This window comes from Paraprevotella clara YIT 11840, assembly GCF_000233955.1.
GTDB classification, from domain to species: Bacteria; Bacteroidota; Bacteroidia; order Bacteroidales; family Bacteroidaceae; genus Paraprevotella; species Paraprevotella clara.
This window is the reverse complement of record NZ_JH376577.1, coordinates 68370-89036: the sequence shown is the minus strand read 5'-3', so window position 1 is coordinate 89036 and position 20667 is coordinate 68370. Positions and strand designations below refer to the sequence as shown.

Below are 20667 nucleotides of genomic sequence, written 5' to 3'. Positions count from 1 at the left end.
GAGGGGCGTATATATCCGGAGCGGATGGTCGTGGACGCATATACGTTCTTACCAATCTATTGCTTGAATCCCGTTGCTTTTTAAATAGGTATTGGCTTTGCTGAAGTGCTTGCAGCCTAAGAAGCCATGTTCTGCGGAACGCGGAGAGGGGTGCGCGGCCTCCAATATCAGGTGTTTTTTCCCGTCAATCAGGTTCTTTTTGGCTTTTGCATAGTTTCCCCATAGCATGAAAACCAGATGTTCCCGTTCCTCGCTGAGCTTACGGATGACGGCATCGGTGAACGTTTCCCATCCTACGTTGCGGTGGGAGCCGGTTTCGTACGCCCTTACCGTCAGTACGGAGTTCAAGGAGAACACGCCCTGTGCGACCCAACGGTCTAAATTGCCGGAAGCCGGGACGGGTTTTCCTAAATCCTGATGGATTTCCTGAAAGATGTTGGCCAAAGAACCGGGGACGGGTGTTCCGTTCGGGACGGAAAAGCAGACGCCATAATATTGCCCGGGAGTGGGGTATGGGTCTTGCCCGAGTATGACAACCTTCACCTTGTCAAAAGGACAGACATTAAAAATGTAAAAGATACGGGAGCCCGGAGGCAGCACATGGGCATGGGCATATTCGTTCCGCACGAAAGCGGTGAGCCTTTCGAAATAAGGCTTGTCAAACTCTTCCTGCAAGCGCAGCCGCCAGCTTTCTTCAATTTTCACTTTCATGGTATGATGTGAGTTGGATTCTCTGTTTGCAAAGATAGTGAAAGGCGAGTGCAGAGACAAACGAAAAACAAAGTTTTTCGAGTTTGGCTATGCCGAGCCGCCTCCTGTCTTCGTGTAACAAATATAGCGATAAGCAAAAATGTGTGTTTTTTCGGGTTTGTTTTTTTAAAAGAATAAAAATGATTCCCTGCCTTTTGCCGACGTGCCCTTTTTTCGTTAAATTAGAAGAATGAAACGGTTGTTTCGTTTTTTTTGTGTGACCCTAAAATAGAATATGTATGACGCAAAAGAATAAGGCGGTTACCCTGCATGAGGTCAGACTGTTATTCGAAAATAAATTTCCAGAATTGCTCGCCGGGGCTGTAGACAGTCCGGACGAGGCCTCTTTCCGGCAAAAGATAGACGCTTATTTGTCGGATGCGTCGTGGAATGCGGAAGGGGTACGGGTGGTAAGGCGTTTGTTGGAGTATGACGGCAGGGTCGTTCATGAACTTTCGGTCGGGGAGGACGTGAAGGTGGAGACCCTTGCCTTGTTGTGGCGTTTCTTGTCCGGACGTATAGGGGAAGATGAGATTTCTCTGGATTTTGCACTCGAATTGTACCACCAGTTTTCCAGGTTGCATGACGGCCCCTCCGGCGTGCCGGAGAAAGAGGATGTGCTCCGGTGGATGCGCCGTTGGCCGGACGGGCTGAATGAACAGGTGCGGGCCATCCGTGAGGCGAACAAAGAGAGGATTATGGCGTTGTTGGTCCGGAAGATAGAACATCGTCCGGCTTCTTCCGGACGCTATGTGTTTTCGGAAGGGTGCAGCGAGGCGGAAAAGCTCGGATGGGTGCGCCGGTGGTGGGGCGAAGCCCGTTTCCATTTGTCCATGGCCGTAAAAAGCGCCGCCGAACTGAACCGGATGTTGGACGGTACGCTTTCCGGCGAGACCCTGCGCATTTACCAACAGGCGCAGGAAAAAGGGATTCCCGTTTTTGTCACGCCTTATTACCTCTCCTTGTTGAACCCTACCGGGAAAGGCTACGACGACGCGGCCATCCGCAGTTATGTCATTTATTCGTCCCGCCTGGTCGAGACGTTCGGCGGCATCCGCGCATGGGAACGTGAGGACATCGTCGAGGAAGGCAAACCGAACGTGGCCGGCTGGCTGCTGCCCGGCGGGCATAACATCCACCGCCGCTATCCCGAAGTGGCCATCTTAATCCCCGACACGATGGGGCGCGCTTGCGGAGGCTTGTGCGCTTCCTGCCAACGGATGTACGACTTCCAAAGCCGGAGGCTGAACTTCGAGCTGGAGAAATTGAAGCCGAAAGAAAATTGGAACACCCGCCTGCGGAAGCTGATGGACTATTTCGAACACGACACGCAGATACGCGACATCCTGATAACGGGAGGCGACGCGCTGATGAGCCGTAATGCCACGTTGCGCAACATCTTGGATGCCGTCTGCAAGATGGCCGTCCGCAAACGGCAGGCCAACCTGTCCCGTCCCGACGGAGAGAAGTATGCGGAATTACAACGTGTCCGTCTGGGGACGCGTTTGCCGGTGTACTTGCCGATGCGTGTGGACGACGAACTGTTGGACATCCTGCGCGATTTCAGGCAGAAAGCCGCAGAGGCGGGCATCACCCAACTTTTCGTGCAGACGCATTTCCAGTCGCCTTTGGAGGTCACGCCCGAGTCGCGGGAGGCCATCCGGAGGATACTGTCTACCGGATGGGCGGTCACGAACCAGTTGGTCTACAACGTGGCGGCTTCGCGCCGGGGGCATACGGCAAAACTGCGGAAGGTGCTGAACAGCTTGGGCGTGATTTGTTATTACACGTTCACCGTGAAAGGGTTTGAGGAGAATTATGAGGTCTTTGCCCCGAATGCCCGTTCCTTGCAGGAAAGTGCCGAGGAGAAAGCATGGGGGCGTCTGGCACCGGAGGCTGAGCACGACTTTCTGGAAAGCCTGGACGGCGCACCGAACAAAGCCGTGGCCGTCCGGCAGTTTTGTGCCGCGCATGACGTGCCTTTCCTGGCTACGGATCGTAGTGTGCTCAATCTGCCCGGCATCGGCAAAAGCATGTCTTTCGCCTTGGTGGGAGTGGACGCCAAGGGACGTCGCATCTTGCGGTTCGACCACGACCGCACCCGTAGGCACAGCCCGATAATCGACCGTGTCCACGAAGTGTATATCCGGGAGAACAAGCCGGTCTACCGTTACTTGTTGCAGTTGCAGGACATGGGAGAAGATATGGGTGAGTATGAAACGCTTTGGGCATATACCGAAGGCGAGACCGAGCGTCGCTTCCCGTTTTTTGAATATCCGGTTCCGGATTTCAGCGTGACGGGCCGTTATACGAATCTGGATGTGGGGGAAGGCGAAGTCCGGGACCTACGGCCTGACTGGTAAGTAGCCTCATTTTGTCTGAATCTTTTGCTCTTTCGCGTGTGGATGTCTAACTTGTTGTAAATCTGCACGAAAGATACTGCGAAATCAATCTCCGTAGATTTGAAAATCAATCTCAGCCGAACGATTTTTCGTTCGGCTGAGATTGATTTCTCGTTCTGCGCCAAATGATTTTGCAGCCTCCTGAGACCCCGTTTTGTCCGACTTTAATACTTTGGCTTCGTGCCTGTAAACAAGCGTCCATGCCTCTTCGCCTTCGTAATTGGAAGAGCGAAAGGGCATGGACGCTTGATATGTTGCCGGATAGGCCGGAGCCGTCGGTTTACAAATCCTTAATCTCGTCCAGGTTGTGCTGGATGTCTTCGTCTTTCAGTTCGTAGTTGGTCAGGTTTCCGGCCAGATACTGGTCGTAAGCGGCCATATCTATGAGGCCGTGTCCGGACAGGTTGAACAGGATGACTTTTTCTTCCCCGCTCTCCTTGCACGCCTTGGCTTCGTTGATGGCGGCAGCGATGGCATGACAGGATTCCGGTGCCGGAATGATGCCTTCGGCCTTGGCGAACAGGCAGCCCGCGTCGAAGGATTCCAGTTGCTGGATGTCGGTGGCCTCCATCAGTCCGTCTTTCAGGAGTTGGGAGACGATGACGCCCGCGCCGTGGTAACGCAGTCCGCCTGCATGGATGTTGGCCGGAGCGAAGTTGTGTCCCAGGGTGAACATCGGCAGGAGGGGAGTGTAGCCCGCTTCGTCTCCGAAGTCGTATTGGAAATGTCCGCGCGTCAGTTTTGGGCACGATGCCGGTTCGGCTGCGATGTAACGTGTCTTTTTCCCTTCCTTGATGCTATGGCGCATGAACGGGAAACAGATGCCGCCGAAGTTGGAACCGCCGCCGAAACAGCCGATGATGATGTCCGGATATTCACCGGCCATTTCCATCTGTTTCTCGGCTTCCAGGCCGATGATGGTCTGATGCAGGGTGACGTGGCTCAATACCGACCCGAGCGTGTATTTGCAATTCGGGGTCGTGCGTGCCAGTTCGATGGCTTCCGAGATGGCCGTGCCCAAAGAACCTTGATAGTTCGGGTTTTTGGTCAGGATGTCCTTGCCCGCACGGGTGGACATGGAGGGGGAAGCGGTGACTTGCGCGCCGAACGTCTGCATGATGCTGCGGCGGTAGGGCTTCTGCTCGTAACTGATTTTGACTTGATAGACAGCCGCTTCCAGTCCGAACACCTTGGCGGCGTAGGAGAGGGCTGCTCCCCATTGGCCCGCGCCGGTTTCTGTCGTTACGTTCGTCACGCCCTCCTTCTTGCAGTAGTAAGCTTGTGCCAATGCCGAGTTCAGTTTGTGCGAGCCGATAGGGCTGACGCTTTCGTTCTTGAAGTATATATGGGCCGGTGTCCCCAAAGCCTTTTCCAATCCGTAGGCCCTTACGAGCGGTGTGCTCCGGTAGTATTTGTACATTTCGCGCACTTCCTCGGGAATCTCTATCCACGCGTCCGTCTGGTTCAGTTCCTGACGGCTCAGTTCTTCCGCAAAAATCGGATACAGGTCTTCCGGTTTCAACGGCTGCTTGGTGGCCGGATTGAGTGGCGGCATGGGTTTGTTCACCATGTCGGCCTGAATGTTATACCAATAGCGAGGGATGTCCTCTTCTGCCAGGAAATATCTTTTTTTCTTTTCCATAATGCTTATTGTGTTTGATGTGTTTATTGAATTTCTTGTTCTTTAGTTGCAAACTTACGGAAAAAGTTTGGAATATATGACGATTTGCAGGAAAATATGTAAGACATGCTTGATAAAAGTACCGGAGGCGTGGCTGCGGCATACGGTATGGGAGAGGAAAAGGACGGTGTGGACGTATTGCATAAATATGCAGAATGGAACGGGCGCTTTAGTTTGTTTTTCTTTTGATAATAAGTGGAATATGATTTGTTTTGAATAAAAATGAGAAAATATCTGCATATTATGCAAACGGTGAGGCTTAAAATACATATCTTTGCACCAGAGTAATAAAGGATAGGGATATATGAGGAATAAAGACAGCCGTTTGGAGGCCATCAAGATGGTCGTGTCTGCACAGGATATTTCAAGCCAGGAGGAGTTGTTGCGTGAGTTGAAAAAGGTGGGTTTCAAATTGACTCAGGCTACGCTTTCCCGCGATTTGAAACAACTGAAAGTGGCCAAGGCGACGAATGCCTCCGGCAAATATGTGTATGTATTGCCGGCTTCGCCTCTTTACAGAAGGGTCTCGGACACCCATCTGACCGCCTCTGCCGTACATCAGGCCGGTGCCTTGTCCGTGAAATTTTCAGGCAATTTGGCCGTGGTTCATACCTTGCCCGGCCATGCAAGTCATATCGCATACGATATAGACAACAAGAGGTTTGAAGAAATATTGGGGACATTGGCCGGAGACGATACCATCATACTGGTGTTGGCGGAAGGAGTTTCCTCCGAATTGGCTCTGCGGCGGTTGGCCGAGGTGATTCCCGACATACAATGAATATAACGTAGAAAACGCGAGTAAGCGAGCGCAGACGGAGCTTGCTCCAAGTCTGCCGAGCGGGAGCGATTTATGTAAACAGTATATAGTTTAAGAAAGAAGTGGAATACAACGATGGAATCAGAGTGGTTGTGGCAGATGCCAGCCACGAAAAGTATGTAGATGTTATTCTTGCGACCATAACGGATTCTGCGAAAAAGAGAGGCTCCGGGATAGCTTCCCGTACGCATGAATATCTGGCCACGAAGATGAAGGAACGCAAGGCTGTCATAGCTTTGGCCGGCGAAGGCGATGAAGAAGAATTTGCCGGGTTTTGTTATATCGAAAGTTGGGGAAACAAGGAATATGTGGCCAATTCGGGACTGATTGTCGTAGAGAAGTTCCGGCGTCATCATCTGGCCACCCGCATCAAGCAGACGGCCTTTACGCTTTCGCGCCTGCGGTGGCCTCATGCCAAATTGTTCGGGTTGACGAGCCAGAGTGCCGTGATGAAGATCAATACGGCGTTAGGTTACGTGCCGGTCACTTTTGCCGAGCTGACGGACGACGAGGCTTATTGGAAAGGTTGCGGCACGCCGGAGCATCCGTGTTGCGTCAATTATGACATCCTGCAGCGTACGGGGCGGCGGTATTGCGTGTGTACGGCCATGTTGTATGACCCTGCCGCGCATCCGGACGAGAAACTTCCGGTGGAGCTGCCGGAGGATGTGGTGAAGATGGCCCGCGAGGCGGCTGCAAAAAATCTGCGTTAATTGGTATAGACAAAATAAAAGGAATATTATGGCAAAAAAAGTAGTAGTAGCATTCAGCGGAGGTTTGGACACCTCTTATACGGTGATGTATTTGGCCAAGGAAAAGGGGTACGAAGTGTATGCGGCTTGTGCCAACACGGGCGGTTTCAGCGCCGAGCAACTGAAGGCCAACGAGGAAAATGCTTATAAGTTGGGTGCCAAGGAATACGTCACGTTGGACGTGACGAAGGAATATTATGAAAAGAGCCTGCGTTACATGATATATGGTAATGTGTTGCGCAACAACTGCTACCCGATTTCGGTGTCGTCCGAGCGTATTTTCCAGGCCATCGCCATCGCACGTTATGCCAACGAGGTGGGGGCGGATGCGATAGCCCATGGCTCGACCGGGGCAGGCAACGACCAGATTCGTTTCGACATGACTTTCCTGGTGATGGCGCCGGGGATGGAGATCATCACACTCACGCGCGACAGCAACCTGAGCCGTCAGGAGGAAGTGGATTATCTGAACCAGCACGGTTATTATGCCGATTTCACAAAGTTGAAGTATTCCTACAACGTAGGTATCTGGGGCACGTCGATTTGTGGCGGCGAGATTCTGGACAGCAATCAGGGATTGCCTGAGAGCGCTTATCTGAAACATCCCACGAAGACGGGGACGGAGCTGTTGAAGCTCGGTTTCAAGAAAGGGGAGATTTGTAGCGTGAACGGCGTGGAGTATGATGATAAGATCAAGGCCATACAGGAGATAGAAAAGATAGGTGCTGCCTACGCCATCGGCCGCGACTGCCATGTGGGCGACACCATCATCGGTATCAAGGGCCGTGTAGGTTTCGAGGCAGCGGCTCCGATGCTGATTATCGGTGCGCACCGTTTCTTGGAAAAATACACGCTGAGCAAGTGGCAGCAATATTGGAAGGAGCAGGTGGCCAACTGGTATGGCATGTTCTTGCACGAAAGCCAGTATCTGGAGCCTGTCATGCCGGACATCGAGGCCATGCTGACCAGTTCGCAGCGCAACGTGAACGGCGTGGTGACATTGGAGCTTCGTCCTTACGGCTTCACAACGGTCGGCGTGGATTCTCCGGACGACTTGGTGAAGAACAAGTTCGGCGAGTATGGCGAGACCCAGAAGGGATGGACGGCAGAGGACGCCAAGGGCTTTATCAAAGTGACTTCCACTCCGCTCCGCCTGTATTATGCGAACCATAAGGACGAGGAACGAATCAAGTAAACCATGACGACGGAAGATAAAAAACTGGAACGTCCCCGTGTGGGACGGATGCTTGCAGGCGTATGTGCCGCGATTGCCGGATATTTCGGGTTGGATGTCACGCTCGTACGTGTCGGTTATGTCTTGCTGACGCTGTTCACCGCCTTTTCCGGTGTAATCGCCTATTTCATTCTGGTTATTGTCATTCCTCAGGAAAAAAACAGATATTTCAAATGATAAGAGTTGGAATCATAGGAGGGGCAGGATATACGGCCGGCGAACTTTGCCGCATCCTGCTGAACCATCCCGAAGCGGAGATAAAGTTTATCAATAGTTCCAGTAACGCCGGAAATAAGATCACCGACGTGCACGAAGGGCTGTATGGGGAGACCGATTTGGTGTTTACGGACCAGTTGCCTTTCGACGAGGTGGACGTGATCTTTTTCTGTTTCGGGCATGGCAAGAGCGCGGAGTTCTTGCAGGCTCACGATGTGTCTTCCCGGGTGAAGATCATCGACTTGGCGCAGGATTTCCGTCTGGCGGCTCCGGGCAATGACTACGTGTACGGTCTGCCAGAATTGGACAAGGCGGCCATTGCCGGGGCGCAGCATGTGGCCAATCCCGGTTGTTTTGCCACTTGCATCCAGTTGGGGTTGCTGCCTTTGGCTGCCCACGGCCTGTTGAGTGGCGACGTGTCGGTGAATGCCATCACGGGAAGTACCGGTGCCGGGGTGAAGCCCGGCGCGACCACGCACTTCAGTTGGCGCAACAACAACATGAGCATATACAAGGCTTTCAACCATCAGCATGTACCGGAAATTTGCCAGTCTCTCCGTGCCTTGCAGCCGGACTTCGACGGAGCGATAGATTTCATTCCCTATCGCGGCGACTTTGCCCGAGGAATTTTTGCCACCGAGGTGGTCCGTGTGGACGCGTCGGCTGATGCCGGGTATTTTGCCGGGCTTTACAAGGAGTATTACAAGGACGCGGCTTTCACGCATTACGTGGACAAGGCCATCGACATGAAGCAAGTGGTCAACACCAACAGGGCTTTGGTGCACGTGGATAAGTTCGGCGATAAATTGTTGGTCACGGCCACGATAGACAACTTGCTCAAAGGCGCCAGCGGGCAGGCCGTGCAGAACATGAACCTCATGTTCGGGCTGGACGAAACGTCCGGTTTGCGCCTGAAACCGTCCGCATTCTAAACGGGGGTGCGACGGAATGTCATATTTAAGAAAGGAGGAATAAAATGAATCTATTCGACGTATATCCGCTTTTCGATGTGAACATCGTAAAAGGGAAAGGATGCCATGTCTGGGACGACAAGGGGCAGGAGTATCTGGACTTGTATGGCGGCCATGCCGTAATCAGTGTCGGTCACTGCCATCCGCATTATATAGAGAAGCTGACACGGCAACTTGGCCGGTTGGGTTTCTACAGCAATTCCGTGGTCAACAAGTTGCAGGTGGAACTGGCGGAGCGTTTGGGCAAGGCCTGCGGTTATGAGGACTATCAGTTCTTTCTGATTAATTCCGGGGCGGAAGCCAATGAGAATGCGTTGAAGTTGGCCAGTTTCTATAATGGCCGCAAGCGCGTGTTGTCCCTTTCAAAAGCGTTCCATGGGCGTACGTCTTTGGCCGTGGAGGCAACGGACAATCCTAAAATCATAGCTCCCATCAACGCCAACGGGCATGTGACTTACTTGCCTTTGAATGATTTGGACGCTTTCAAGGTGGAGTTGGCCAAAGGCGATGTGTGTGCCGTGATTGTGGAGTGTATTCAAGGGGTCGGAGGTATCCGGTTGGCCACTGCCGAGTTCATGCAAGGCGTGCGGCAGGCATGTGACGAAACGGATACGGTGTTGATTTGCGATGAAATCCAGTGTGGCTACGGCCGTTCGGGCAAGTTCTTCGCCCACCAGCATTTGGGGGTGAAGCCGGACTTGATTACGGTGGCCAAAGGCATCGGCAACGGTTTTCCCATGGGGGCGGTGTTGATTTCGCCCAAATTCACTCCAGTGTACGGCCAGTTGGGTACGACTTTCGGTGGAAACCATTTGGCTTGTGCCGCCGCCTTGGCCGTGTTGGACATCATGGAAGAGGAGCATCTGGTGGAAAATGCCGCCAAGGTCGGAAATTTCCTGATGGAAGGCATAAAGGCTTTGCGCCTGCCTCATGTGGTGGATGTCAGAGGGCGCGGCCTGATGATAGGCGTGGAGTTGGACGTGCCTTACAAGGAAATCAGGAACAAGTTGCTCTTTGAGGAGCATTGTTTCACGGGATGCAGCGGCACGAACGTGCTGAGGCTCTTGCCGCCGCTTTGTCTGGGTGAGGCGGAAGCGGCTGATTTCTTGAAACGGTTGGAACGTGTAGTGAATAATTAATGAATAATCAAGCGGAGATAAACCGGTCGCAGGCGTATGTCGGAGACCGGTTTGTCTGCTTTTAAGGAGGAGAGTGACAATGAAGATTGCAATTATCGGTGCGGGCAATATGGGAGGAGCCGTTGCCCGTGGTTTGGCAAAGGGAAGTTTGGTCAAGACATCGGATATTACGGTGTCCAATCCCAGTCGGGGTAAGTTGGAGGCGTTGAAGGTTGAGTTTCCGGAGTTGAACATCACTTGTGAGAATTCCCAGGCGGCGACAGGGGCTGATGTGGTTATATTAGCTGTGAAACCTTGGAAGATACAAGAGGTGATAGAGGAAATCAAAGGTGGTTTGGATTATGATAATCAGGCGATAGCCTCTATGGCAGGTGGGATTGGCACGGCGCAACTTTGTACTTATTTGGATCGTGGTGACGGAGAATACCCCGGAGTGTACTATTTGATACCGAATACGGCCATTGCAGTTATGAGCGGTATGACTTTTATGACTTCCGTTTGCTCCACGCCGGAATTGGACGCCCAAATGCTGGCGATGTTTAAGGAGATGGGCGATGCCATGTTGGTTGAGGAACGCTTGATGGACGCGGGAATGGCTTTGGCTTCCTGTGGCATAGCCTACGTGATGCGTTACATCCGTGCGGCTACCGAAGGTGGTGTGGAATTGGGCTTTTATGCCAAGGATGCGCAGCGCGTCATCATGCAGACCATGAAAGGGGCCGTGGATTTGTTAACGGCCGGAGGCTTGCATCCGGAAATGGAGATTGATAGGGTGACGACTCCCGGAGGCTTGACCATCCGTGGGCTGAATGCGATGGAGGAGGCTGGGTTCACCCAAAGCGTCATCAAAGGATTGAGGGCTTCGGTAAAGAAATAAGGAAAGGAGTGTCTTTATGTCACAACAATATAAACGCATAGCCGTCAAGATAGGAAGTAACGTTCTGACCCGTAAGGACGGGGCTTTGGACGTGACACGCATGTCGGCTTTGGTGGACCAGATTGCCGAATTGCGGGAAAACGGTATCGAAGTCATATTGATTTCTTCCGGTGCCGTGGCCAGTGGGAGAGGCGAGCTGAAAGAGGCCGTCTCGCGCAAGATGGACAGCGTGGACCAGCGGCAACTGTTTTCCGCAGTGGGGCAGGCCAAGCTCATCAACCGCTATTACGAACTGTTCCGCGAGCACCGCTTGCCGGTGGGGCAGGTGCTGACGATGAAAGAGAGTTTCAGTACGCGCCGCCATTACCTGAACCAACGGAACTGTATGATGGTGATGTTGGAAAATGGAGTCATCCCGATTGTGAACGAGAATGACACCGTCAGCGTGACGGAGCTGATGTTTACGGATAACGACGAACTGTCCGGTTTGATTGCCACGATGATGGATGTGCAGGCTTTAATCATATTGAGCAATGTGGATGGCATATACAACGGCCTTCCCGGCGAACCGGGCGTGGAGGTTATCCGTGAGGTGGAACCGGAACGGGATTTGCAGGAGTATATCCGTACGGAGAAATCCGGTTTCGGACGCGGCGGGATGATGACCAAATGCTCCATTGCCCGCAAGGTGGCCGACGAAGGCATCGAAGTTATCATTGCCAACGGCAAACGCGACGACGTGCTTACTGACTTGGTCCTGCGTCCCGGAAGCCGGGTGTGCACCCGTTTTGCTCCGCGTGAAGGCAATGTGTCGAGCGTGAAGAAATGGGTGGCTCACAGCACAGGGTTCACGAAAGGGAAGGTTTACCTGAACGCCAAGGCGGTGGAAGCCGTGTGCGGCGACCGTGCCGTGAGTATCCTGCCGGTAGGGGTCACGCATGTGGAAGGCGATTTTGAAAAAGGTGACCTGGTACGTATCATGTCGCCCGAGGGGCAGAATCTGGGAGTGGGGCGTGTGGCATATAGCTGCGAGGAAGCCGCCCGGGTCATCGGGCAGCACGACTGTAAGCCTTTGGTGCATTATGATTATTTATATTTGGAATAAGCCCGGCTTTCCGATACAGGTATGGGGCTTGTATGCTCGGTGCCGGACGTGGAACCGTGTAGGTGAAAATCAATAAAAACAATAATAAAAGGAAAACTATGGATTTGACTTCTCTGTTTGAACGGGCAAGAGCAGCCGGCCGCGAGTTACTGCAGTTGCCGGTAGGACGTGTGGATGAGATACTACGTGCGGTAGCGGATGAGGCTTTGGCACAGTCGGAATACATCCTGTCGGAGAATGCGCGCGATTTGGAGCGCATGTCTCCCGATAACCCGATGTACGACCGCCTGAAACTTACATCGGCGCGTTTGGAAGGTATTGCCGCCGACACGCGTCATGTGGCGGATTTGCCTTCTCCTTTGGGAAGGGTGCTGAAACATACCGTATTGCCCAACGGATTGGACTTGAAACGGGTGAGTGTGCCGTTCGGCGTGATAGGGGTGATTTATGAGGCACGCCCCAATGTGAGCTTCGATGTCTTTTCGCTCTGCCTCAAGGCCGGGAGTGCCTGCGTGTTGAAGGGCGGAAGCGACGCTGACTTTTCCAATCGTGCCATTGTGAAAGTAATCCACGGCGTATTGGAGCGTTTCGGTGTGAATCCGGACGTCGTTGTCTTATTACCGGCCGAACGTGAGGCCACGGCGGCTTTGCTGCAGGCACGCGGTTATGTGGATTTGCTGATTCCGCGTGGCAGTAGTGCTTTGATTCAATATGTGCGCGAGAATGCCTGTATTCCGGTCATAGAGACCGGAGCCGGAGTTTGCCATGCTTATTTTGACGTGGATGGGGATGTGCGGAAAGGTGCCGCTATTATCAACAATGCCAAGACGCGCCGGGTGAGCGTATGCAATGCGTTGGATAGCGTGCTGATTCATGCCTCCCGTTTGTCCGACCTGGCGCAATTGTGCGCTCCGTTGCAGGAGGGCCGTGTGCGCATTTATGCCGACAGCCGCGCCTTGGCCGCCCTACAGGGGCATTATCCGGCGGATCTGTTGGAAGCGGCTACGGAGAAACATTTCGGTACTGAGTTTATGGATTACAAAATGGCCGTGAAGACGGTGGACTCTTTGGACGAGGCGCTGGCCCATATCGCCCGTTTCGGGTCGGGACATAGCGAGTGTATCATTACCGAGAACGCCGATGCAGCCGAAAAGTTCTTGCAGTTGGTGGATGCTGCCTGCGTGTATGCCAATGCGCCGACCTCGTTTACCGACGGGGCTCAGTTCGGACTTGGAGCCGAGATAGGCATCAGCACCCAGAAACTGCACGCTCGCGGCCCGATGGCGTTGGAAGAAATCACGACCTACAAATGGTTCGTGCAGGGCGACGGACAGGTACGTCCGAAATAGTCCGATTATCAATCATTAAACAACAATCTTATGAGAGTATTTCAAAACGTAGAAGACTTAGGCGATTTGAAAGCCGCCTTGCGCGAGGCTTTCGAGGTAAAGAAGAATCGTTTTCAATATCAGGAACTGGGGCGGAGCAAGACTGCCCTCCTCATCTTCTTCAACAACAGTCTGCGCACACGGTTGAGTACGCAAAAGGCTGCCATGAATCTTGGCATGAACGTCATCGTGCTCGACGTGAACCAAGGGGCATGGAAACTGGAGACGGAGCGTGGCGTGATTATGGATGGCGACAAGAGCGAACATTTGTTGGAAGCCATTCCCGTGATGGGATGCTATTGCGACCTTATCGGAGTACGTTCGTTTGCCACCTTCGAAAGCCGTAAGGACGATTATGAGGAAAAGATACTGAACCAATTTATCCGTTACTCTGGCAAGCCCGTGTTCTTTATGGAGAGTGCCACGGTGCATCCCTTGCAGAGTTTTGCCGACCTGATTACCATCGAAGAGTACAAACGGACGGCGCGCCCCAAGGTGGTGCTCTCGTGGGCTCCTCATCCCAAGGCGTTGCCTCAGGCCGTACCCAACAGTTTCGCCCAATGGATGAACGCCGCAGACGTGGATTTCGTTGTGACGCATCCCGAAGGCTATGAACTCGATCCGAGGTTCGTGGGTGACGCCCGTGTGGAGTACGACCAACTGAAAGCCTTCGAAGGGGCCGACTTTATCTACGCCAAGAACTGGAGCTGTCCCGGTGTGACCCGTCCGGCGGACTACGGAAAGGTGTTGAACAAGGACATGAGTTGGACGGTGGATGCTGCTCACATGGCTGTGACGAACAACGCTTTCTTCATGCATTGCCTGCCCGTGCGCCGCAATATGATTGTGACGGACGATGTGATAGAAAGCCCGCAATCGTTGGTCATCCCCGAGGCTGCCAATCGTGAGATTTCAGCCACAGTAGTGCTTAAACGAATGCTGGAGGCATTATAACCCTAACACATCTGACCGGCAAGCGGAGTATATTTCTGTTTGTCGGTCAGATTGAAAAGAATACTAAGGAAAGCTCTCTTTATAAGGATTATTTGGGCGTGAAGTGCTAAAAGCCGAACCGCCACGTCTTCCGTCCGTCGAAAGTCAGAATCGTGAATGCGATGCTGTCACCTTCTTGTAGGCCGAGAGGAAGAAGGGGGAGGCTGGCATATACCGTGGTGGAATATGAATACGGGTCGCCGGGCTGCCGGTGATAAAGTGACAAGTGGTAAACAGTTCCGGTATGGGAAGAGCGGGTGGAATCCGACCGGTATCCCCATTCCTGCGTACCGCCTTGTGTCTTGGGCATGAGGTGAAGGTTGAGGTAATTTCCGCCATTCCAGATACTGGCGACAGCCAACGGGTCATCAGTGTCCGAAGATTCTTCTTTCAGCTTCAAGAGGTTAACCGTCTCGACCGTATAGATTTTAGCCACAGGGTGCCCTTCTTGGTCGTCGGCTGTCACTTCGTAGCCGCATACGAGACGGTAGGCAGCGTCAGGCTGTAAACCTTGTATCGGGCTGTTGATGGCATATATCTTACCGTTGTCGGTGACAAATTGCGTGCCGTTGCCTTTCGCGTCCGTATAGACTTCAACGAATTCAGTCAGAAGCGAGGGATATACATATCCGTCTTCCTCATCGTCACCGCATGCCGTGCAGCACAGGCAACCTATAAGAAACAGACAGGCTGTCCACCTTTCCGGCAAGAACCGGAAAAGCGGAAAGTCTGTTTTTAACCTCAAATGCCTTTTCATATCTTTATTCCTGACGGGCTGCCATATAGTTAAATACCGGATTGGCGTACATCGTGAGCAAGCGTTCGCGTAAGAAGGCCGTGTCTGGGTTGGGTAAGGTTACTTTTTCCAGACGGCTTTCGAGGTAAGCTTCAAAACGCGTTTTCTCTTCAGAAGTGTAATGTGCCGCAAACTCTTTTGTCGCCCGTAACAAGTCGGCAGCCACATAGTTCCCGGCGTATAACTTGTAATTGCGGTGAATCTCCTTGTCGATACGAGATGCCACGGCCGTGAACAGTTCCGTCTTGGGCATATCGGCGGGCAATGTGTCCAGCCAATCGTTCAGCGGGCCGGCCACGCGGAAGCATATCCGCCCTTTGTATCCGAAAATCCCGGTCTGCATGTTTACCAGATCATCTTTCGGACTCTTCTTGAATCCTTCGATGTCGCGCTTCTGTTGGAATTCCTGTGCTTTCAAATAATCACAAGGGTCGTATTCGTATGAAAGCGCGGTCGGTACGAGATTCAACTGCTTCAGGCGGTCGATGATACTTCCTTCTCCCCCCATGGCCATCATTTTGAGGATGGAATCTTGCGTGCGGTCGTTTGAATCCTTGGCGCGTCCTTCCCGTTGGGCAATCCAGATGTTCTCATGTTTCGTGGCGATGGCGTAGTGCATGTAGCGGCTTAGCCGTGCGCTGGAAGCCAGCATTTGACGCAGGCTTACAGAGCGTTGTACGATGAAGGCCTTGTCCACCCTTACCAGTTTTTTAATCCAAGGGCGTATCAACAGGTTGTCGCCTATGGCAATTTCCATTGTGTTGCCGAAACCGTTGTCCAACAGACTGATGGAAAGGAAAGCCGAGTCCATCACAATGTCGCGGTGGTTGGTGATGAAAGTATGCGGTACACGTTTGTCTACCGACTGGCTGTTCTCCAGCACTAGTCCGTCGCTGCATCGGTCGACAATGCCGTGAAGCAAGGGATAGAAGAAGGTTTGTTGCACTTCCAGATTGGTCCGGCAACGGCGCAGACGGTTGCAAGCCTCTTCATAAGGCACTTCGGGCAATACTTGTTCGGCGGCGGCACGGAATTCCGGGTCGGCTATCAGTTCTTCAAATATGGCCGGAAGCTCTTCCGGGTCGTATGGACGGATTTCGTCGAATTCTTCAGGCGTACGCATAAGCTGTAAGGTTTGTTATGACAGTTTGTTTTCGATGATGTCGGTCAACACGTCTTTCATGTCCATTCCGGCAGCCCGTACCTGTTGGGGAATGAAACTGGTGGCGGTCATGCCCGGTGTGGTGTTGACTTCCAACATGTTGATTCGTTCTCTCTCTTTGCCGTTTTCGTCGGTGGTGTGCGTGATGATATAGTCCACCCGGATGATTCCGTTACATCCCAAGATGTCATATATCATGGAGGTGATGAGGCTTACGCGTTCGGCGGTTTCTTCTTTCAGGCGTGCCGGCGTGATTTCCCTGACCTGTCCGTTGTACTTGGCGTTGTAATCGAAAAACTCGTTGTCGCTCACCACTTCGGTGGCGGGCAGCACCACTTCTTTCTCTTGCGTCTTGTAGCACCCCTGGCTGATTTCCGTTCCTTCCATGAAGGCTTCCACCATCACTTCGTCGCTTTCGCGCATGGCTTTCAGAATGGCTTCGTGTATCTGGTCGGCGCTTTTCACTTTCGTCACACCGAAACTGGAACCGCCCGCATTGGGCTTCACGAAACAGGGCAAACCTATTTTTTCTATGATTTCGTCATCGGTGATCAAATGCTCGAACCCTTTACGGACGATGAGGCTTTCGCTGACGCTGACACCGAATCCTTTCAGGTACTGGTTCAGGGTGAATTTATTGAACGTCATGGCCTCCACGAGCACGTCCGATGTGGAGTAAGGCAGATGGATGAGGTCGAAATATCCTTGCAGGATACCGTTCTCGCCCGGAGTGCCATGTATGGTGATGTAGGCGAAATCAGGCCGGATACGCTTGCCGCCTTCCATGAAGCTGAAATCGTTGCGGTCCACGTTCGAACGGCTCCCGTCTTTCAGATGAGCCTCCCATGTCATACCTTTGATTTCAATGATATAAACTTCATATCTTTCCTTGTCGAGAAAGGAATGGATACCTTCGGCGCTCCGAAGGGAAACGTCGTGTTCGGAGGAATCCCCTCCGGCTACAATCGCGATTGTTTTTTTCATTTTTTGCTGATATTATAATAAGCTTATGTTTCTGTTTATTCCATATCCCTGTGCGCGGTGTAACTGCGCCACCGTTCCAATAGTGTCGTCATGTCCGCCGGGAGTTCCGAAGTGAAATACATCTCCTGTCCGCTGCGCGGATGTATGAATCCCAACGTCCGGGCATGGAGTGCCTGACGCGGGCATACGGCAAAGCAGTTCTGTATGAATTGCTTGTATTTACTGAATTGTGTGCCGCGCAGGATCTCGTTTCCGCCATAACGTTCGTCGTTGAAAAGCGGATGGCCGATATGTTTCATGTGGGCTCGGATTTGATGGGTACGTCCGGTTTCCAGCCTGCATTCCACGAGCGTGACATAATTGAAATTCTCCAGTACGCGGTAGTGGGTGACGGCATGTTTCCCGATTTCGCTGTCCGGCGGGAAGACTGCCATCTGCATCCGGTCTTTCGGGTGGCGGGCGATGTTGCCTTCGATACGTCCTTCTTCCTCCTGAAAGTTTCCCCAGACCAAGGCATTGTACAGTCTTTTGGTGGTTTTGTTGAAGAACTGTTTGCCCAGATGCGTTTTGGCATCGGCATTTTTGGCCACTACGAGAAGTCCGGAGGTATCCTTGTCTATGCGGTGTACCAATCCCACGGTCGGGTCGTTCGGGTCATAGTCCGGATTGTCTTTTAGATGCCAGGCGATGGCATTGACCAACGTGCCGGTATAATTTCCGCATCCGGGATGCACCACCAATCCCGCAGGTTTGTCCACCACCATCAGGTCTTCGTCTTCGTACACGATGTCGAGGGGAATGTCTTCCGCGATGATTTCATTGTCATATTTAGGTCGGTCCAGGAGAATGACGATTTCATCGAGCGGTTTCACCTTATAGCTGCTTTTCACCGGCCGTCCGTTTACGAGGATGAACTCCTGCTCGGCGGCCCGTTGCAGCCGGTTGCGCGACGTATTGTATAGATGTTCCATCAGGAACTTGTCTATTCTCATCGGCTTTTGTCCGCTGTCCGCTGTCAGGCGGTGGTGTTCATACACCGATACGCCTTCTTCGTCAGGTTCTTCGTCCGTGAACGGAATGCCGTTCGATGGCAGCCTGTCTTTGTTGTTACAGTCCGTATTCATTGTATCATGGAGGAACGTACGTTAAAAATCATCCGGAACCGTGACATCCCGGTCTTCGTCATAAAGCTCTTCTTCCATAACGGAAATAGAGTCGTCGCCGGAAACGTAGAGCGAATCGTCGCCAAAGCTTCCGCTTCCTACTTGTAGGGTCAGTTCGGCATCAATAGGGATACGGTCGCCCCCGAAGATGTTCTTTCCTCGGTATTTCACACCGTACACCCAATCTCTTTCGCCGTCTACGTATTCACACGGGCTGAGTTTGAATCCCATGGCCGTTAACCGCGCTTCCGCCTCGCGCAGGGAGCTGTTGTCGGCAATGTCCGGCATCGGGAGGGTGGGAGTACGTGTCGTATTGATGGTCAGGTAGATTTCCCGTCCGGGTTTCACTTGACTGTTGTTGGCCGGAGTCTGTTCCAACACCGTCCCGGAAGGCAGCGTCTTGTTGTATCCGGAATCCGTGACAACAGCCACCAGCCCTTGCCTTTCCAAAGTCTGGCGTGCGTCGTACACACGCATGCCTTTCACGTTCGGCACGGTGATTTCCACCCCGTGCATGGTGTAGCGTTCCAGTCCAATCCAGATGCCAACGGCGATGGCTACTATGATTAAGAACATCGCCAGCAGATTCACCCAAATGATTTTGCTGGTCAGTTTGCCGAAGAATTCTTTTATGGTCATTGCGAGTACCTGTGTATATTTGTGGGAACAAAGTTACTACAAAAAAGTGAAATGCGGAAGAATATGGTAATGGATTTGATTTACAGGGGTTTCATTAACGCTGCCAATTATTCCGAGAGCCATTACAATCCACGCCGAAGCCAAATCAAGACGGAGCTACGTTACTTGTTCGTAACCACGCTCAATAGGTGACGAAATGGACACGAATAACGAAACAAGGCTTTAAGGATTAGTGAGTTACTGACAACTCACGCAAAAAATCCGGTAACGAAAAAAGATTGCGCCGTTCTTCCGCAATTTGCGTATCAGAGGAGGGCTCTTCACCAACTAATTTTGAACAAAAAAATTAAGGACGATGAAGAGTACATTTTCAGTTATTTACTACCTCAAACGTCAGGTAGTGAAAAAAGACGGGACGGTTCCCGTCATGGGACGCATCACGGTGGACGGCAGCCAGACGCAATTCAGTTGCAAACTGACCATCGATCCCAAGTTGTGGGACACCAAAGGGGGACGTGTCACGGGCAGAAGCACGGCGGCACTCGAAACGAACCGCATGCTTGACAAGATGCGGGTGCGCATCAACAAGCACTATCAGGAAATCATGGAGCGTGACAACTTCGTCACGGCAGAGAAGGTGAAGAACGCCTTTCTCGGACTGGAACACCGCTATCACACGCTGATGCAGGTGTTCCAGCAACACAACGAGGACTATGCCAAGCAGGTGGAAGCAGGCATGAAAGCCAAAGGCACACTCTTGAAGTACAAGACCGTTTACAAGCACCTGCAAGAGTTTCTCAACATCCGTTACCACGTGAAGGACATCGCGTTGAAAGAGCTTACCCCCGCTTTCATTTCCGACTTCGAGATGTTTCTGCGCACGGACAAACACTGCTGCACCAATACCGTGTGGCTGTATGTATGCCCACTTCGGACGATGGTGTTCATCGCCATCAACAACGAATGGCTCACACGCGACCCGTTCAGGGAGTATGAAATCAAGAAGGAGGAAACGACACGCAGTTTCCTGACCAAAGACGAAATCCGCCTGCTGATGGAAGGTAAACTGAAGAACGCCAAACAGGAACTATACCGCGACCTCTACCTGTTCTGCGCCTTCACGGGCTTGTCATTCGCCGATATGCGCAATTTGACGGAAGAGAACATCCGCACCTACTTCGATGAACACGAGTGGATAAACATCAACCGCCAGAAGACGGGCGTGGTGTCTAACATCCGCCTGCTTGACATTGCGAAACAAATCATCGACAAATACCGCGGGCTGTGCGAAAACGGCAGGATTTTCCCTGTTCCCCACTACAACACGTGCCTCGCCGGAATCCGTGCCGTCGCCAAGCGTTGCGGCATCACCAAGCACATCACGTGGCATCAGAGCCGCCATACGGCAGCCACGACGGTGTTCCTCTCCAACGGTGTACCCATCGAAACAGTCAGTTCCATGCTGGGACACAAGAGTATAAAGACAACGCAGATATACGCGAAGATAACCAAAGAGAAGCTCAACCAAGACATGGAGAACCTTGCCGCAAGATTGAACCAAATCGAGGAATTTGCAGGATGTACCATCTAAAACA

The 20667-nt window shown here is 52.4% G+C and carries 21 protein-coding genes; 14 read left to right on the top strand and 7 right to left on the bottom strand.

The genetic code is table 11. The features are described from left to right. Nucleotides 1-48: 48 nt before the first annotated feature. A complete protein-coding gene (gene ung, locus HMPREF9441_RS00440; protein ID WP_008616654.1) occupies nucleotides 49-711 on the bottom strand; it encodes a uracil-DNA glycosylase in 663 nt (220 codons plus the stop codon). A gap of 278 nt (nucleotides 712-989) precedes the next feature. On the opposite strand from ung, the gene HMPREF9441_RS00435 reads away from it, so the two are divergent. Continuing rightward, nucleotides 990-3113, top strand: a complete 2124-nt coding sequence (locus HMPREF9441_RS00435; protein WP_008616652.1) for a KamA family radical SAM protein — start codon at nucleotides 990-992, stop codon at nucleotides 3111-3113. Between the two features lie 319 nt (nucleotides 3114-3432). On the opposite strand, the gene HMPREF9441_RS00425 is transcribed toward HMPREF9441_RS00435, so the two are convergent. After that, nucleotides 3433-4797: a TrpB-like pyridoxal phosphate-dependent enzyme gene (locus HMPREF9441_RS00425; protein WP_087943174.1), complete on the bottom strand. Its 1365-nt coding sequence runs from the start codon at nucleotides 4795-4797 to the stop codon at nucleotides 3433-3435. 102 nt (nucleotides 4798-4899) lie between these two features. Here HMPREF9441_RS00425 and HMPREF9441_RS19150 point away from each other — a divergent pair, with 102 nt between their 5' ends. The 11 genes from HMPREF9441_RS19150 to HMPREF9441_RS00375 all read left to right on the top strand — a co-directional run bounded on the left by HMPREF9441_RS19150 (nucleotide 4900) and on the right by HMPREF9441_RS00375 (nucleotide 14289). Further along, nucleotides 4900-5022 carry a hypothetical protein gene (locus tag HMPREF9441_RS19150; RefSeq protein ID WP_008616608.1) on the top strand — a complete coding sequence of 41 codons (123 nt, stop codon included), beginning with the start codon at nucleotides 4900-4902 and terminating at the stop codon, nucleotides 5020-5022. A 115-nt stretch (nucleotides 5023-5137) separates the two neighbouring features. Next, on the top strand, nucleotides 5138-5614 hold the full coding sequence (locus tag HMPREF9441_RS00420) for an arginine repressor (protein ID WP_008616607.1): 477 nt from the start codon (nucleotides 5138-5140) through the stop codon (nucleotides 5612-5614). Nucleotides 5615-5715: 101 nt separating this feature from the next. Further along, a complete protein-coding gene (locus HMPREF9441_RS00415) occupies nucleotides 5716-6366 on the top strand; it encodes a hypothetical protein (RefSeq protein WP_008616605.1) in 651 nt (216 codons plus the stop codon). A 28-nt stretch (nucleotides 6367-6394) separates the two neighbouring features. After that, nucleotides 6395-7600 carry an argininosuccinate synthase gene (locus HMPREF9441_RS00410; protein ID WP_008616600.1) on the top strand — a complete coding sequence of 402 codons (1206 nt, stop codon included), beginning with the start codon at nucleotides 6395-6397 and terminating at the stop codon, nucleotides 7598-7600. A 3-nt stretch (nucleotides 7601-7603) separates the two neighbouring features. Beyond that, the gene (locus HMPREF9441_RS00405) at nucleotides 7604-7816 is read left to right on the top strand and encodes a PspC domain-containing protein (protein ID WP_008616598.1); all 213 of its coding nucleotides are present in this window, start codon (nucleotides 7604-7606) and stop codon (nucleotides 7814-7816) included. Next, complete coding sequence (argC, locus tag HMPREF9441_RS00400; protein WP_008616597.1) at nucleotides 7813-8787, top strand: N-acetyl-gamma-glutamyl-phosphate reductase; 975 nt, start codon at nucleotides 7813-7815, stop codon at nucleotides 8785-8787. The genes HMPREF9441_RS00405 and argC overlap by 4 nt, the downstream gene beginning before the upstream one ends. A gap of 44 nt (nucleotides 8788-8831) precedes the next feature. Then, nucleotides 8832-9965, top strand: a complete 1134-nt coding sequence (locus tag HMPREF9441_RS00395) for an aspartate aminotransferase family protein (protein WP_008616596.1) — start codon at nucleotides 8832-8834, stop codon at nucleotides 9963-9965. 79 nt (nucleotides 9966-10044) lie between these two features. Further along, nucleotides 10045-10842, top strand: a complete 798-nt coding sequence (locus HMPREF9441_RS00390; RefSeq protein ID WP_008616595.1) for a pyrroline-5-carboxylate reductase family protein — start codon at nucleotides 10045-10047, stop codon at nucleotides 10840-10842. Nucleotides 10843-10858: 16 nt separating this feature from the next. Then, on the top strand, nucleotides 10859-11947 hold the full coding sequence (proB, locus tag HMPREF9441_RS00385) for a glutamate 5-kinase (protein WP_008616594.1): 1089 nt from the start codon (nucleotides 10859-10861) through the stop codon (nucleotides 11945-11947). A gap of 98 nt (nucleotides 11948-12045) precedes the next feature. Continuing rightward, nucleotides 12046-13296, top strand: coding sequence for a glutamate-5-semialdehyde dehydrogenase (locus tag HMPREF9441_RS00380; RefSeq protein ID WP_039864672.1), 1251 nt, complete (start codon nucleotides 12046-12048; stop codon nucleotides 13294-13296). A gap of 30 nt (nucleotides 13297-13326) precedes the next feature. Then, the gene (locus HMPREF9441_RS00375; protein ID WP_008616591.1) at nucleotides 13327-14289 is read left to right on the top strand and encodes a Rossmann-fold NAD(P)-binding domain-containing protein; all 963 of its coding nucleotides are present in this window, start codon (nucleotides 13327-13329) and stop codon (nucleotides 14287-14289) included. A 106-nt stretch (nucleotides 14290-14395) separates the two neighbouring features. Here the strand turns inward: HMPREF9441_RS00375 and HMPREF9441_RS00370 are convergent, their stop codons facing one another. Genes HMPREF9441_RS00370 through HMPREF9441_RS00350 form a run of 5 tightly spaced genes read right to left on the bottom strand, consistent with a single transcriptional unit; the run spans nucleotide 14396 to nucleotide 19072 of the window. Next, entirely contained in the window at nucleotides 14396-15085 is a 690-nt protein-coding gene (locus tag HMPREF9441_RS00370) for a NigD1/NigD2 family lipoprotein (RefSeq protein ID WP_008616590.1), read from the bottom strand. A 4-nt stretch (nucleotides 15086-15089) separates the two neighbouring features. Further along, the gene (locus HMPREF9441_RS00365; protein ID WP_008616587.1) at nucleotides 15090-16247 is read right to left on the bottom strand and encodes a hypothetical protein; all 1158 of its coding nucleotides are present in this window, start codon (nucleotides 16245-16247) and stop codon (nucleotides 15090-15092) included. Nucleotides 16248-16262: 15 nt separating this feature from the next. Next, a complete protein-coding gene (locus tag HMPREF9441_RS00360; protein ID WP_008616586.1) occupies nucleotides 16263-17270 on the bottom strand; it encodes a D-alanine--D-alanine ligase in 1008 nt (335 codons plus the stop codon). A 35-nt stretch (nucleotides 17271-17305) separates the two neighbouring features. Further along, a complete protein-coding gene (locus tag HMPREF9441_RS00355; RefSeq protein ID WP_008616585.1) occupies nucleotides 17306-18394 on the bottom strand; it encodes an RluA family pseudouridine synthase in 1089 nt (362 codons plus the stop codon). A gap of 21 nt (nucleotides 18395-18415) precedes the next feature. After that, nucleotides 18416-19072 (bottom strand): PASTA domain-containing protein, encoded by a 657-nt coding sequence (locus tag HMPREF9441_RS00350; RefSeq protein ID WP_008616584.1) that lies wholly within the window; start codon nucleotides 19070-19072, stop codon nucleotides 18416-18418. Nucleotides 19073-19123: 51 nt separating this feature from the next. Between HMPREF9441_RS00350 and HMPREF9441_RS18520 the strand changes: the two genes are divergently transcribed. Both HMPREF9441_RS18520 and HMPREF9441_RS00345 read left to right on the top strand, forming a co-directional pair. Continuing rightward, a complete protein-coding gene (locus HMPREF9441_RS18520) occupies nucleotides 19124-19264 on the top strand; it encodes a hypothetical protein (RefSeq protein ID WP_008616583.1) in 141 nt (46 codons plus the stop codon). Between the two features lie 163 nt (nucleotides 19265-19427). Next, entirely contained in the window at nucleotides 19428-20663 is a 1236-nt protein-coding gene (locus HMPREF9441_RS00345; RefSeq protein WP_004308432.1) for a site-specific integrase, read from the top strand. Nucleotides 20664-20667 lie beyond the last annotated feature (4 nt).